The following is a 14,826-nucleotide window of genomic DNA, read 5'->3' on the forward strand; positions in this document are numbered from 1 at the left end:
GGACGCCATGACCCACTACGCCGTCGCGCACCTGCAGAGCGCAGCACAGCACGAGGACGTCTTCGTCTACATGGAGCGCATCCAGTCGACGCTCGACCCCTACGAGGGCCGGTTCGTCGTGCACGGATCGCGGCCCGAGGTCGTCGAGGGTGCCTGGCCCGGATACCTGGTGATGATCGCCTTCCCCGACGAGGAGCGGGCGAAGGGCTGGTACCGCTCGGACGCGTACCAGGCGATCCTGCCGCTGCGCACCGACCACATCGAGGGCGACGTGATCCTGGTGCCGGGCGTCCCCGAGGGATACGACCCGGCGTCGACCGCCGCCCTGATGCGGACGGCGGCCGACGCCGGATGAGCGGGGGAGGGCCGATGGCCCGGGCGGCTACTTCACCTTCTCCGCGAGCAGCGGGACGACCTTGTCGATCGCGTACGACACCGAGAGCACCGAGTCCGTGGCGAAGGCCTTGTCGACCCCCGCTGGGAAGAACAGGTCGCGGCCGTCCTTCACCGACGGCACCGCCTTGTACAGCGGGTCGTCGGTGATGGTCTTGGCGGGGATGCCGATCGGCGTCATCACGGTCACATCGGCGTCGAGGAGCTCGAGGTTCTCCTTGGACACCGAGATCGAGAACGCCTTGCCGGCCTTCTTCTCGACGGCGGGCGAGTTCTTGAAGCCCAGGCTCTCGACGAAGTTGATCCGGCCGGTGCCCCGCACATAGGCGCCGTAGCCCTCAGAGGTGCGCGAGCCGACCGTGATGGTCTTGCCCTTGAACTCGGGGTGTGCCTTCTTGGCGTCGGCGAACTTCTTCTCGACACCGGAGATCAGCTCGTCGCCCTTCTCGGGCACGCCCAGCGCCGCGGAGACCATCTCGGTCTGCTTGTCCCATGTCACCTTGTACTGGTCGCCGCCCTTGGGGGCGCCGACCGTCGGGGCGATCTTGCTGAGCGTGTCGTAGCGGGTCTTGTCGCCGCTGGACTTCACATCGAGGATCAGATCGGGCTGCAGCTCGGCGATCTTCTCGTACTCGGGCTCCAGGGTGCCGATCAGCTTCGGGCTCTTGTCGTACTTGCCCTTGGCCCAGGGGCCCACACCGTCGCCGCCGAACGGCAGCCAGTCGCTCGCACCCACCGGCTGCACACCGAGGGCGAGCGCGGTCTCGGCGTCGCCCCAGCCGAGGGCGACGACCCGCTTGGGCGCCTCGTCCACGGTGACCTCACCGAACTTGGTGGCGACCTTGGCGGGGAAGGCGCCCTTCGAGCCGGACGAGGAGCTGCCCGACGACTCGTCGCCGTCGGAGGAACCGCAGGCCGACACGGAGACGAGCACGGCGGCGAGAAGGCCGGACAGCAGAGTCGCGGTGCGGCGGGAGGACTTCATCATGACGTTCACCCAGTCAGGTTAGCCTAGCCTTACTGTTTCGGTTGCACGTGGTGCCGCCCCAGCGGGACCACCACGGGCGTGGCCGAGGCGGGATCGTCGATCACCTTGCAGCGCATCCCGAACACCTCGCCGACCAGCTCCTCGTCGACGATCTCGGACGGATCACCCTCGGCGACGATCCGCCCGTCCTTCATCGCGATCAGATGGTCCGCGTACCGGCAGGCCAGATTCAGCTCGTGCAGCACCGCGACCATCGTCACCCCCCGCTCCCGGTTCAGATCCGTCAACAGGTCCAGTACGTCCAGCTGATGGCTGACGTCGAGGAACGTCGTCGGCTCGTCCAGGAGCAGGATGTCCGTGCGCTGGGACAGGGCCATGGCGATCCACACACGCTGGCGCTGGCCGCCGGACAGCTCGTCCACCGGCCGGTCCGCGAGATCCAGCACATCGGTGGCGAGCAGCGCCTCGGCCACCGCGGTGTCGTCCTCGGCGGTCCAGCGCCGGAACCAGCCCTGGTGCGGATAGCGGCCCCGGCCCACCAGATCGGAGACCGTGATGCCCTCCGGGGCGGTCGGGGACTGCGGCAGGATGCCGAGCAGCGCCGCGACCTCCTTGGTCGGCGTCTGCTGGATGTCGCGGCCGTCGAGCAGTACCTGACCGGCCGTCGGCGCGAGCAGCCGGGCCATCGCCCGCAGCAGGGTCGACTTGCCGCAGGCATTGGGTCCGACGATGACACTGATACGGCCGCGCGGGATCGTGACGTCGAGATCCTGCACGATGTCCCGCTCGCCGTAGCCGAGGCACACACCACGGGCCTCGAGCGTGTGTCCGTCCTGCACCGTGTCGCCCTCTCGCATCGTCGCCGGCCGCTGTCCGGCCGTCGTCCCCTTCTCGAGGCGCGGGCTCCCGCCGGGCGCGGACCTCCGCCGTGCACCGTCCGGACCCCGCCCGGAGTCCCCTCGTACGGCCATCTCAGCCTCCCCGTCCCACGCGATTCGCCCGGGCCAGGAGGAACAGCAGATACGGCGCCCCGATGATGCTTGTCACCACACCCACCGGCAGCTGGGTGGACGGCAGCGCATGCTGCGCGGCGAGATCCGCGGCCAGCACCATCACCGCTCCCGTGAGGGCCGCCGGCAGCAGGGCCGGCCTGCCCGGCACCAGGCGCCGTGCGATCGGCGCGGAGAGCAGCGCCACGAAGTCCACCGGACCCGCCGCGGCGGTGGCGACCCCGGCGAGCGCGGTCGCGCAGGCGAGCAGCGCGAGGCGGCTCGGCTCGACCCGGGTCCCGAGCCCGGCGGCGGTGTCGTCGCCGAGCTGCAGCGCCGGAAGGAACCGGGACGCCAGGACGGTCAGCGGGCCGAGCACGCACAGCGCGATGGTCAGCGGCCCCAACTGCTCCCAGGAGCGGCCGTTGAGGCTGCCCTTCAGCCAGCCGAGGAGCTGCTGAGCGTCGGTCACCTCCGCCCGCGTCATCAGGTACGACACCAGGCTGACCAGACCGGCCGCCACTCCCAGGCCCACCAGGACCAGACGCTGTCCGACGACGCCGTTGCGCCAGGCGAGCAGATAGATCGCGGCACCCGAGATCAGCGCGCCCGCGAGCGCGGTCAGGGACAGGCTCAGACCGCTCAGCTGGAAGCCGAGCGAACCGATCGCCGCGCCCGCACTCGCGCCGGCGCTGATGCCGATGATGTCCGGGCTGGCCAGCGGATTGCGCAGCAAGGTCTGGAAGACCGCGCCCGCGGTGCCGAACGCCATGCCGATCAGCACCGCGATCAGCGCCCGCGGCAGCCGCAGCTCCATGATCACGAACTCGGCGCCGCCCGGACCGTTGCCGAACAGCGTCGCGACGACGTCCGCGACGGGCACCACCATGTCGCCGACACTCAGCGACACACAGAACACCGCCAGGGCACACAGGGCGAGTCCCGCGGTCACCACCACCGAGCGCCGCCGCCCGGCGCCGCGGGCCCGCGCCACGTCCCGGACCGCTGCCTCGGCACGGGCCTTCCGCTCGGCAGGGCCGCCGTCGATCACCGAAGGGATCACAGTTCCACCATCTTCCGGCGCCGCACCAGCCAGATGAACGGAATGCAGCCGACCGCGGCCGTCACCACACCCACCTGCACCTCGCCCGGCCGCGCGATCACCCGGCCGAGGATGTCCGCGAGCAGCAGCACGATCGGCGCGAGCAGCATGCTGTACGGCAGCACCCAGCGGTAGTCGGGGCCGGTGATCAACCGGGCCACGTGCGGCACCGCGAGCCCCACGAAGCCGATCGGCCCGGCGACCACGGTCGCCGCCCCGCAGAGCATGACCACCACGAGTGCCGACACGATCCTGGCCCGGCCGACCCGCTGCCCGAGTCCGCGGGCCAGATCGTCGCCGAGCGACAGCGCGTTCAGCTGCGGCCCCAGCGACAGCGCGAGCAGCCCGCCGACCGCGATGAACGGTGCGGCCTGCCACAGCACTTCGGCCTCACGCGCGTCCAGGGCACCCACCTGCCAGAACCGGAACTGGTCGTAACCCTCCCGGTCGTTGAGCAGCATCGCGCTGGTGAAGGAGCCGAGCACCGCACCGGTCGCCGCCCCCGCGAGCGCCAGCTTCACCGGAGTGGCACCCTCACGGCCGAGCGAGCCCACCCCGTACACCACGAGTGTGGCGATCAGCGCGCCCAGGAATCCGAACCAGATGTACTGCGAGGGCGCCGTCAGACCGAGGGCGCTGATGGCGGTGACGACCGCGAGCGAGGCGCCCTGATTCACCCCGAGCAGGCTCGGGTCGGCCAGCGGATTACGGGCCACGCCCTGCATCACCGTGCCGCCGAGACCCAGCGCCACCCCGGCGAGCAGTCCGGCCACGGTACGCGGGATGCGCACCTCCTGGATGATCAGCTGCCCCTTGTCGCCCTGCTGCGGATCGAAGACGCCCTGCAGCACATCGGCGAACGACACCGGCCCCGAGCCGATCGCCAGACTCGCAAGGACGGCGAGCAGCAGTACGCCCCCGACGCCGAGCAGCCCGAGCGCGAGCAGCGGCTTGCTGCGGGCACGGCGCGGAGACCTGCGCTCACGGGGGAGCGTCGGAGCCGCAGGTGCCGTCACGACCCTGCCGCCCGTGGACCGGGCCAGCGGTTGCGCACTGTGTCTACATCCCTGTTCGTACATCCCGCGCGGCACGAGGTCTGCCACGCGGCGGCCCCCGTGCCGCGGACAGCCGGCAAAGTACCTTCACATGCCCGCCGCCGACACGGCCGCGGGCCACAAGTAAGGTAAGGCTAACAGTGCCTGCCGGACGTGCCCCGCCCGCGTCCCCCAGCTACGGAGAAACGTTGCCTCACGCCATCACGGACGCCGCTGTCGCGGATGCCGCCATCACGGACGCCGCCGCGGACCTCGCAGCCCCTGCCGCATCCGCCTCCGTGCTCGCCGGATCCACCGAACTGCGCTCGGCCGAGGAGCTGCGGGACATTCTCGGCACCCCGCACCCGATCGTCATCGACAAGGTGCACGACCGTCTCACCGAGCAGGACCGCGCCCTCCTCGCCAGGTCGCCGTTCTGTGCCCTGTCCACCGCCGACGCGGACGGGAACTGCGACGTATCACCGCGCGGTGACGCACCGGGCTTCACACAGATACTCGACGCGGGCACGATCGCGCTGCCGGACCGCCCGGGCAACAGGCGCGGCGACAGCCTGCACAACATCCTGGCCAACCCGCACGTCGGCCTGCTCTACCTGATCCCGGGCGCCCGCGAGGTCTTCCGTATCAACGGCCGCGCCCGCATCCTCACCGACGCGCCCTTCTTCGACGCGATGACGGTCAAGGGCAAGCGCCCCGCCCTCGCGGTGGTGGTCGAGATCGACGAGATCTATCTGCACTGCCCGCAGTCCCTGAACCGCTCCGGCATCTGGGCACCCGAGACATGGGAGTCCGCGGCGCATCCCACCGGCTGACGCGCCGGGCCGCGGGCATCGGGGCTGCGCAGCCCCGATGCCCACCACGCGTACGCCCCGGATCAGGTGCTGAACCGGTGCTTGCCCGCGCCGACCGAGAACACCGCACACCCGTCCTCGACCCGCAGGAACTTCGCCCCGCCGTGCGTCACCTCCGCCGCCTTCTTCGCCGGCACCCACACCTCGCCCGTGGTGTGCGCGGGCAGTGACACCGACAGCCGGAAGCCGCCCGAGGTCGCCTTCCACCGGGTGCTGATCGGTCCGTACATCGAGCGGTACGTGCCGCTCGCCTCGGTGACGCCACCACCCGGCCGCGGCCGCACGATCACCTTCCGGAACCCTGGACCGCCGGGCGCGATCCCGGCGACATGTGCGTACATCCACTCGCCGACCGAGCCGTAGGCATAGTGGTTGAAGGAGTTCATGCCCGCGTCCTGGAAGCTGCCGTCCGGACGGATCGAGTCCCAGCGCTCCCACATCGTCGTGGCGCCCAGCTCGATCTGATAGCCCCAGCTCGGGAACGTGCGCTGGGTCAGCAGCCGGTAGGCGACATCCGTGTGACCCGTGTCGGTCAGTACGGGCAGCAGACGCGGGGTGCCGAGGAACCCGGTCGACAGATGCCAGTCCTTCGACTTGATCAGCTCCACCAGGCGGTCGGCGGCCGGCCCGCGCTCGTCGCCGGCGAGCAGGTCCATCGACAGGGCCAGCACATACGCGGTCTGGGTGTCGCCCTCCACCCGGCCCGACGCCACATATGCCTTGCGGAACGCCGCGCGGATCCGCTCGAAGAGGTCGCGGTACGGCGCGGGGTCCTTGTCCAGGACCTCGGCGATCCGTGCCACCAGGTCGGCGCTGTGCGCGAAGTAGGCGGTGGCGATCACGTCCTTGGGCGTCTCGTCCTCGATGTTGAGCCAGTCCCCGTAACCGGCGGCAGGACGCAGCAGACCGTCACTGTTGGCCTCGAGATACTTCAGCCACTGCTCCATCGACGTCCAGGACTGCTCCAGGACCCGGGTGTCCCCGTACGCCTGGTACAGGGCCCACGGGACGGTCACTCCCGCATCGCCCCAACCCGCCGCGCCGTTACCGACGTTGCCGACCAGCGGCGCCACATCGGGCAGCGAACCGTCCTCCAGCTGGTCGTCGCGCAGATCCTGCAGCCACTTGGTGAGGAACCGGGCGGACTCCATCGTGTACGCGGCCGTCGGCGCGAACACGTTGATGTCGCCGGTCCAGCCGAGACGTTCGTCGCGCGCCGGAGTGTCGGTGGGTACCGACAGGAAGTTGCCGCGCTGGCCCCAACCGATGTTGCTGTGCAGCTGGTTGAGCATCGGCACATCGGTCTCGAAGTCCATGGTGAACGGCGCATCGGTGTGCAGCACCCGCCCGCGCACCGCATCCGCCGAAGGCTTCTCCTCGAGCCCCGTCACCTCGACATAGCGGAATCCGTGGAAGGTGAACCGCGGCTCGTACGTCTCGGTACCGCCGCCCTTGAGGGTGTACGTGTCGGTCGCTCGGGCGCTGCGCAGGTTCTCCGTGTACAGCGTGCCGTCCGGATCGAGCACCTCGGCATGGCGCAGGGTGACCGTCGTGCCTGCCTTCCCCGACACCCGCAGGCGCACCGCACCGACCATGTTCTGGCCCAAGTCGAAGACGTGGACGCCCGGTTGGGGTTCGGTGAGCTTCTGTGTCCTGATCTCACCCGCCACCCGCGTCGCGCCGTCCACCGCCGCGACCACCTTTGCGGTGACGTCGTCGATCTCCTCGGCCGGCTGCCAGTCCTTGTCGTCGAAGCCGGGCTTCGTCCAGCCGGGGGTCTCCAGGCGGGCGTCGTAGTCCTCGCCTGACAGCAGATCGGCGGAGGTGACCGGACCCGACCCGGCCCGCCAGTCGGTGCCCGACACCACGCGCTCGGTGGAGCCGTCCGCGTAACGGACCTCCAACTGTGCGAGCAGCGCCGGGCGTTCGCCGTACTGATGCGGGCCGAACATGCCCACGTTCCCCGCGTACCAGCCGGTCGCCACGGTCACCCCGATGGCATTCGCGCCCGGGCGAAGGAGCTCCGTCACGTCGTACGTCTGGTACTGCACGCGCTTGTCGTAGTCGGTCCAGCCGGGTGCGAGCCGGTCCTCGCCGACCCGCCGGCCGTTGAGGTGTGCGTCGTACAGGCCGAGGGCCGTGGCGTACAGGCGGGCGCTGCGGATCTTCTTGCCGCCCAGCCGGAACTCGTGGCGGAGCTGCGGCGCGGGTGCCTGCGCGACCGCCACCTTGCCCCACGGGTCGTCGCCCCACGCGGCCGCCACCTTCGCCGACTCCCAGGCGGAGTCGTCGAATTCGGGGGACTGCCAGCCGTCGGCCGGCTTCTCGTCGGTGCTGAGCCAGCCGTCGTCGGTGGTGACGATCCGTGTGCCGTCGGCCGTCGTCAGCTCCAGGACGGCGAGCAGACCGGCCGGCCCCTCGGTGGCGTTGACCGCGGCGAAGGCCAACACGCCCTGGCCGTCGTGGAGTTGATCGGTGACATCCGTGACGACCGGCTGTCGCCAGTTCTCCCCGGCGTCATCGGCCTCCACCGAGGCGACCTCGGTGCCGTCGACGTACGCGGTGTGACCGTTGTCGGCGGTGCTCACCAGACGTGCCCGGGTCACCCCGGCGGGAACCTCGAACCGGCCGCGGAAGTACCGGGTGCCCTCAGGTGCGCTGTTCGCCGGATCGCCCTCGGGGAACCAGATCCAGGCGGCCTCCTCGAGCGACGGTGCCGCACCCAGCGCCTTCGGCGCCGCGATCCACCGTGCGGACCAGTCGCCGGCGTCCCGCAGTCCGGTCTCCCACCACGCGGGCTCGCTCCACTCGGACGCCACCCCGTCGCCGTCCCAACTGCGCACGGTCCAGTGGTAGCGGGTACGGGAGGCGAGTTCCGGGCCGTCGTAGGGGACCAGGACCGAGGCGGCCGAGTCGACCTTCCCGCTGTCCCACACGTCCGGCTCGTCGAGGAGTTCCTCGGTCGTGGCCACCTTGATCCGGTACGCGCTCTGGGTGCGGTCCGCGCCGTCCGTGTCGACCGGCCAACTCAGCCTGGGGCGCGGCACGTCGAGGCCGAGGGCGTTCGGCACGTACTCCACGGTGGGGGCGGTGATGCGCCCGGACGTCGCCGCTCCGGCGGCGGCGGGCCTGTTGGCGGCACGGGCGCCCGGGACCGTCCCGGCGGTCAGGGCGGCGCCGAGTGCGGTGGCGGCGGTGGTACTGAGCAGTCGTCTTCTGCTGATCACTACGCGGCTCCGTTTGCGATTCGGGTTGAATCGTTTCACAACGGGGCTGAAGCTAGAGGGGCCCCTGGGGCGCGTCAAGAGGGTGCGGGGGAATCGGACGGATCCGTCGACGAGGTCAACACAAAAGGGCGGTACGGGAGTTGCTCCTCCCGTACCGCCCCGGGCCCTGTCCCGGTGGGCCGATCGGCCTCCCCGTCAGGCCAGTTCGACCAGCAGGTCCCCGCCCTCCACCTGCTGGATCGAGTTGATGGCCAGGCGAGCGATGCGACCGGCCCGCGGCGCCGTGATCGACGCCTCCATCTTCATCGCCTCGATGGTCGCCACCGTGGCGCCGGCCTCCACCTCGTCACCCTCGGCGGCGGTCAGCGTCACCACGCCGGCGAACGGGGCAGCCACATGGCCGGAGTTGGACCGGTCGGCCTTCTCGGTGACCGGCACGTCCGAGGCGACGGACAGATCGCGCACCTGGATCGGACGCATCTGCCCGTTCAGGGTCGACATCACGGTGCGCACACCACGCTCGTCCGCCTCGCCGATCGCCTCCAGCTCGATCAACAGCCTTACGCCCGGCTCCAGATCGACGGTGTACTCCTTGCCCGGCCGGATCCCGTAGAAGAAGTCCTTGCTCTCCAGGACGCCCGTGTCGCCGTACGTCTGCCGGTGCGCCTCGAACTCCTTGGTCGGGCCGGGGAAGAGCAGCCGGTTCAAGGTCTGGCGCCGGTCCTTGTCCAGGCCCTCGCGGTCCTCCGCCGACAGCTCCCGCACCGGCTTCGGACCCTCCCGGCCCTGCAGCGCCTTCGTACGGAACGGCTCGGGCCAACCGCCGGGAGGCGTGCCCAACTCGCCGTGCAGGAAGCCGATCACGGAGTCCGGCAGGTCGAAGGTGTGCGGATCCGCCTCGAAGTCCTCCGGCGCCACCCCGGCACCCACCAGATGCAGCGCGAGATCGCCGACGACCTTCGACGACGGGGTCACCTTCACCAGGTGGCCGAGGATCCGGTCCGCGGCGGCGTACATCGCCTCGATGTCCTCGAAGCGGTCGCCGAGCCCGAGCGCGATCGCCTGCGTCCTGAGGTTCGACAGCTGACCGCCCGGAATCTCGTGGTGGTACACCCGCCCGGTCGGCGCGGCGAGCCCCGCCTCGAAGGGCGCGTAGATCTTGCGCACGCTCTCCCAGTACGGCTCCAGGTCGCCCACGGCCCCCAGGTCGAGCCCTGTCGGCCGCTCCGAGTGGTCGGTGGCCGCCACGAGCGCGGACAGCGAAGGCTGCGAGGTGGTGCCGGCCATCGACGCCACCGCACCGTCCACCGCGTCGGCCCCCGCCTGAACCGCCGCCAGATACGTGGCGAGTTGACCGCCTGCCGTGTCGTGCGTGTGGATGTGCACCGGCAGGCCGAACTCCCTGCGCAGCGCCGACACCAGCTTCGACGCGGCCGGCGCGCGCAGCAGCCCCGCCATGTCCTTCACCGCGAGCACATGGGCACCCGCGTCCACGATCTGCTCGGCGAGCCGCAGGTAGTAGTCGAGCGTGTAGAGCTTCTCCGCCGGGTCGGACAGGTCGGAGGTGTAGCACAGCGCCACCTCGGCGACCGCGCTGCCGGTCTCGCGCACCGCGTCGATCGCAGGCCGCATCTGGCTCACGTCGTTCAGCGCGTCGAAGATCCGGAAGATGTCGATCCCGGTCGCGGTCGCCTCCTCGACGAACGCATGGGTGACCTCCGTGGGATACGGCGTGTAGCCCACCGTGTTGCGCCCGCGCAGCAGCATCTGCAGGCAGATGTTCGGTACCGCGGCGCGGAGTTGGGCGAGCCGGTCCCAGGGGTCCTCGGCCAGGAAGCGCAGCGCCACGTCGTAGGTGGCACCGCCCCAGCACTCGAGCGACAGGAGCTGCGGCAGGGTCCGGGCCACCGTCGGCGCCACCGCGAGCAGATCCTTCGTACGGACCCGGGTGGCGAGCAGCGACTGGTGCGCGTCGCGGAACGTGGTGTCCGTGACGCCGATGGTGGGGGAGTCCCGCAGCCACCGGGCGAAGCCCTCCGGGCCCAGCTGGGTCAGCTTCTGCTTGGAGCCCACCGGCGGTGCGCCCTCGGGCAGCAGGGGCAGCTTCGTCGTCGCGTCGATCAGCTCGGGACGTTCGCCGTGCGGCTTGTTGACCGTGACATCGGCCAGATAGGTGAGCAGCTTCGAACCGCGGTCCGCGGAATGGCGTGCCGTGAGCAGCTGCGGGCGCTCTTCGATGAACGAGGTGGTGACCCGCCCCGCCTGGAAGTCCGCATCCTCCAACACCGCCTGCAGGAACGGGATGTTGGTCGACACGCCACGGATACGGAACTCGGCGACCGCACGCCTCGCCCGCCCGACCGCGGTCTCGAAGTCACGGCCCCGGCAGGTCAGCTTCACCAGCATGGAGTCGAAGTGGGCGCTGATCTCGGTGCCGGCATGCGTGGTGCCGCCGTCCAGGCGGATGCCCGAGCCGCCCGGCGACCGATAGGCGCTGATCATCCCGGTGTCGGGCCGGAAGCCGTTCGCCGGGTCCTCGGTGGTGATGCGGCACTGCAGGGCCGCCCCGTGCAGCCGTACGGTTTCCTGTGAGAGGCCCAGGTCGGCGAGGGTCTCACCGCCGGCGATGCGCAACTGCGACTGGACCAGGTCCACATCGGTGACCTCCTCCGTCACGGTGTGCTCGACCTGGATGCGCGGATTCATCTCGATGAAGACATGGTTCCCGTCGGGGTCGAGCAGGAACTCCACGGTGCCCGCGTTGCGATAGCCGATCTGCCGCGCGAACTTCACCGCGTCCCCGCAGATCCGCTCCCTGAGCTCCGGTTCCAGATGCGGCGCGGGAGCCAGCTCGATCACCTTCTGATGGCGGCGCTGCAGCGAACAGTCCCGCTCGAAGAGATGGATGACCTCACCGGAACCGTCCGCGAGAATCTGCACCTCGATGTGGCGCGGCTGCACCACGGCCTTCTCCAGGAACACCGTAGGATCACCGAACGCGGACTCCGCCTCGCGCGCCGCCGCCTCGATCGACTCCCGCAGCGCCGCCGGGTCCTCCACCCGCCGCATACCGCGACCGCCGCCGCCCGCAACGGCCTTCACGAACACCGGGAAGCCCAGGTCCTCCGCCGCCCGCACCAGCTCGTCCACATCGGTCGACGGCGCGGACGATCCCAGCACCGGCACACCCGCCGCGCGTGCCGCGGCCACCGCACTCGCCTTGTTGCCGGTCAGTTCGAGGGTGTCCGCGCTCGGCCCCACGAAGGTGATCCCGGCACGCTCGCAGGCCCGCGCCAGTTCAGGATTCTCGGAGAGGAAGCCGTATCCCGGGTAGATCGCGTCCGCGCCCGCCCGCTGTGCCGCCCGCACGATCTCCTCGACCGAGAGATACGCCCGCACCGGATGCCCCGGCTCGCCGATCTCATAGGCCTCGTCGGCCTTCATCCGGTGCAGTGAGCCCCGGTCCTCGTGCGGAAAGACGGCGACCGTGCGGGCGCCCAGCTCATAGCCGGCGCGGAACGCCCGGATGGCGATCTCTCCGCGGTTTGCGACGAGCACCTTGCGGAACATGCGGGTTCCTTTCTGTCGGCCCGGTCCCGGGTGAGGGTCCCGGCGACTCGGCTGTACCGGGCCATGAGTCCTGCACCGCCCTCGGGGACGGGGCGGTCCCGCCCGGCTGTTGCCCATCAGTACGTGCAGCATGCCTCCGGGGAGGCGGATGCCCGGACTCTGGACGGTGACGTTTCCCACCTTGCGCCCGCAGGGCTGTGTCGGGCAGGCCGACGCAGGCCTGTTTCGGGTCACGCGGGCCCGCCTCGCGTACGCCGGGCCCGCGTGACCCGTCCGGAGCAGCACCACTGAGCCGTACGGGCAGCCACGGGGACAGTGGAAGACAGCAGGCGGCGCACCCGCCCCGCCGTGGCACCGGGAGAACCGTATGACCTGCATCGACCGCCGCGATCTCGGTCTGCTCGCCCTGCGGGTCGGCACCGGTGCCGTGCTCGCCGCGCACGGCACGCAGAAACTCTTCGGCTGGTTCGGCGGAGGCGGCCTCGACAACACCGCGAAGGCGATGGAGTCCATGGGCTTCGAGCCGGGGCGCCGCAGCGCGATCGCGGCGGGGCTCGGAGAGACCGGCGGGGGAGCGCTCCTCGCGCTCGGCCTCGCCACGCCTGCCGCGGGCGCCGCCGCGGCCTGCACCATGGCCGGCGCCGTCGCGGTGCACGCGCCGGCCGGCTTCTTCTCCCAGTCCGGCGGCTTCGAGTACCCCGCGTTCCTCGGCTTCACCGCGGCAGCCATCGGGGTGACGGGCGCCGGACGTTACTCGCTCGACCACGCCACCTGCCACGTCCTCGACCGCCCCTGGGTCGTCGCCACCGCCTTCATCGGGGGCGCGCTCGCCACGGCTGCGGTGATCGCGCCGCGGATGCGCCGCAAGCGGGGCGAGGAGCCCTCCGAGGCCGGCTGAGCCCGCGCCTGTCCCACCGTCCGGACCGGTCGTGCGGAGGTCGGTCCGACCTCGGCATTGGAGCTTGGTCCAAATTTCCCGGCAGTAGAAGTTTGGGCCTTCTCAAGAACCCCGAGCCTCCTCCATAGTGCGCTGAGCGGAAGGTAATTTCCGCATCGCAGAAGCTCAGTTGAAGGAGTGCCGTGCCCACCGCTGCCTCAGCTTCGTTCCCCCGACGCGTGGCCCGCTCGCTGCGTACGTCCCTGTTCGCCCAGGTCGCAGTCGCGCTGGTCCTCGGAGTGCTGGTCGGCCGAATATGGCCCCAAGTGGGCGTCGCCGCCCAGCCGTTGGGGGACGGCTTCATCCGCCTGATCAAGGCCGTGATTGCGCCGCTGGTGTTCTGCGTCGTCGTGTTCGGCATCGCCAAGGCCGGTGACCTCAAGGCCTTCGGCCGTATCGGACTCAAGGCGCTCGTCTGGTTCGAGATAGCCACCACCGTGGCCCTCGTGGTCGGCCTGGTCGCCGGCAACCTGGTCAGCCCGGGCAGCGGCATGAACGTGAACCCCGCCTCCCTGGACGCCTCCGCCGTCGACGAGCAGACCGGCGGCGGCGAACTGCCGTCGACCAGCGAGTTCATCCTGCACTCCCTGCCGGAGAGCGCGGTCGGCGCCTTCGCCGAGAACTCCCTGCTCCAAGTCCTCGTACTGGCCTGCCTGGTGGGCGCCGCGCTGCTGCACCTCGGGCACCAAGGTCCCCGCGATCCTGCCCGCCATCGAACAGGTGCAGAACGTCATCTTCGCGGTGGTCGGGTTCATCATGAAGCTCGCCCCGATCGCGGTGTTCGGCGCCACCGCCCACCTCGTGGGGGAGTACGGCCTCGGTGCGCTGTCCACCTACGGCAAGCTCATCGCGGTCTGCTACGGCGTGGCCCTGCTCTTCCTGCTCTTCCTCGGCGTCGCCCTCAAGGCCGTCACCGGCCTGAGTCTGTGGAAGTTCGTCCGCTACACCCGCGAGGAGATGCTGCTCGCCCTCGGCACCGCATCGAGCGAGAGCGTCATGCCGCGGATGATGCAGAAGCTGCGGCACGCGGGCTGCCGCGACGACGCCGTGGGCCTCGTCCTGCCGACCGGCTACTCGTTCAATCTGGACGGCGCCTCGATCTACCTGTCCATCGGCACCCTGTTCATCGCCCAGGCGGTCGGCGTGGACCTCAGTCTCGGTCAGCAGATCACCGTCGTACTCGTCCTCATGCTGACCAGCAAGGGCATGGCAGGAGTGCCCGGTTCGGCGTTCCTCGCCCTGTCCGCGACCGCTGCCGCCCTCGGAGTGATCCCGGCCGGCGCGGTCGCCCTGCTCCTCGGCGTCGACCGCATCATGGACGCCATGCGCGTCGCCACCAATCTGCTCGGCAACTGCGTCGCCGTGTTCGTGGTCTCGCGCTGGGAGGGCGCCCTCGACCGGGGGCGCGCGGCGCGCGTGCTCGACGGGAAGGAGGACTTCGTCGCGGACACGGCACCGGGCGCCGAAGCCGGTGAAGCCGCGGAACCCGCGGAACCCGCCGAGTCCGGTGAGGCCGCCGACGCTGCCGACGCACCGGCGACGGAAACCGGCACCAAGGCGCTGGTCGGGCAGCGCACCGGTGCCGACCACGAACACACGGCCGACACACCGGCACCCGACGGCGAACCGACGCCACCGCGCCGGGCGGACGCCACCTGAAGCCATCGCCCCCACGCCCGCGCGCGACGGATGCCGACGCATCCGCCGCGCGCGG

General features: G+C 70.7%; 9 protein-coding genes and 1 pseudogene. 4 read left to right on the plus strand and 6 right to left on the minus strand.

Annotated elements, in window-relative coordinates; genetic code table 11:
- Window positions 1-7 precede the first annotated feature (7 nt).
- Entirely contained in the window at window positions 8-355 is a 348-nt protein-coding gene (locus DY218_RS34030) for a DUF1330 domain-containing protein (protein WP_128560053.1), read from the plus strand.
- Window positions 356-382: 27 nt separating this feature from the next.
- Here the strand turns inward: DY218_RS34030 and DY218_RS34035 are convergent, their stop codons facing one another.
- The 4 genes from DY218_RS34035 to DY218_RS34050 all read right to left on the minus strand — a co-directional run bounded on the left by DY218_RS34035 (window position 383) and on the right by DY218_RS34050 (window position 4,488).
- Window positions 383-1,381 carry an iron-siderophore ABC transporter substrate-binding protein gene (locus tag DY218_RS34035; RefSeq protein WP_128560073.1) on the minus strand — a complete coding sequence of 333 codons (999 nt, stop codon included), beginning with the start codon at window positions 1,379-1,381 and terminating at the stop codon, window positions 383-385.
- A gap of 29 nt (window positions 1,382-1,410) precedes the next feature.
- Window positions 1,411-2,238, minus strand: coding sequence for an ABC transporter ATP-binding protein (locus DY218_RS34040; RefSeq protein ID WP_128560074.1), 828 nt, complete (start codon window positions 2,236-2,238; stop codon window positions 1,411-1,413).
- Window positions 2,239-2,353: 115 nt separating this feature from the next.
- Window positions 2,354-3,433, minus strand: coding sequence for a FecCD family ABC transporter permease (locus tag DY218_RS34045; RefSeq protein ID WP_233522044.1), 1,080 nt, complete (start codon window positions 3,431-3,433; stop codon window positions 2,354-2,356).
- The gene (locus tag DY218_RS34050) at window positions 3,430-4,488 is read right to left on the minus strand and encodes a FecCD family ABC transporter permease (protein WP_233522045.1); all 1,059 of its coding nucleotides are present in this window, start codon (window positions 4,486-4,488) and stop codon (window positions 3,430-3,432) included. Before DY218_RS34050 ends, DY218_RS34045 begins: the two co-directional genes overlap by 4 nt.
- A gap of 227 nt (window positions 4,489-4,715) precedes the next feature.
- Between DY218_RS34050 and DY218_RS34055 the strand changes: the two genes are divergently transcribed.
- Entirely contained in the window at window positions 4,716-5,339 is a 624-nt protein-coding gene (locus DY218_RS34055; RefSeq protein WP_407703719.1) for an MSMEG_1061 family FMN-dependent PPOX-type flavoprotein, read from the plus strand.
- Window positions 5,340-5,401: 62 nt separating this feature from the next.
- On the opposite strand, the gene DY218_RS34060 is transcribed toward DY218_RS34055, so the two are convergent.
- Both DY218_RS34060 and DY218_RS34065 read right to left on the minus strand, forming a co-directional pair.
- Window positions 5,402-8,605 carry an alpha-L-rhamnosidase gene (locus DY218_RS34060; RefSeq protein WP_128560055.1) on the minus strand — a complete coding sequence of 1,068 codons (3,204 nt, stop codon included), beginning with the start codon at window positions 8,603-8,605 and terminating at the stop codon, window positions 5,402-5,404.
- Between the two features lie 195 nt (window positions 8,606-8,800).
- A complete protein-coding gene (locus DY218_RS34065; RefSeq protein WP_128560056.1) occupies window positions 8,801-12,175 on the minus strand; it encodes a pyruvate carboxylase in 3,375 nt (1,124 codons plus the stop codon).
- 367 nt (window positions 12,176-12,542) lie between these two features.
- On the opposite strand from DY218_RS34065, the gene DY218_RS34070 reads away from it, so the two are divergent.
- Together DY218_RS34070 and DY218_RS34075 are read left to right on the plus strand one after the other, a co-directional pair.
- Window positions 12,543-13,073 carry a DoxX family protein gene (locus DY218_RS34070; protein WP_128560057.1) on the plus strand — a complete coding sequence of 177 codons (531 nt, stop codon included), beginning with the start codon at window positions 12,543-12,545 and terminating at the stop codon, window positions 13,071-13,073.
- Between the two features lie 182 nt (window positions 13,074-13,255).
- Window positions 13,256-14,771: pseudogene (locus DY218_RS34075) on the plus strand (cation:dicarboxylate symporter family transporter).
- Window positions 14,772-14,826 lie beyond the last annotated feature (55 nt).

It is taken from the genome of Streptomyces triticagri, assembly GCF_003429565.1.
GTDB classification, from domain to species: domain Bacteria; phylum Actinomycetota; class Actinomycetes; order Streptomycetales; family Streptomycetaceae; genus Streptomyces; species Streptomyces triticagri.

Excerpts from the sequence above, each read along its gene's own strand:
- DY218_RS34030 (WP_128560053.1), top strand. The coding sequence starts at position 8 with ATGACCCACTACGCCGTCGCGCACCTGCAGAGCGCAGCACAGCACGAG.
- DY218_RS34035 (WP_128560073.1), bottom strand. The coding sequence starts at position 1,381 with ATGATGAAGTCCTCCCGCCGCACCGCGACTCTGCTGTCCGGCCTTCTC.
- DY218_RS34040 (WP_128560074.1), bottom strand. The coding sequence starts at position 2,238 with ATGCGAGAGGGCGACACGGTGCAGGACGGACACACGCTCGAGGCCCGT.
- DY218_RS34065 (WP_128560056.1), bottom strand. The coding sequence starts at position 12,175 with ATGTTCCGCAAGGTGCTCGTCGCAAACCGCGGAGAGATCGCCATCCGG.
- DY218_RS34070 (WP_128560057.1), top strand. The coding sequence starts at position 12,543 with ATGACCTGCATCGACCGCCGCGATCTCGGTCTGCTCGCCCTGCGGGTC.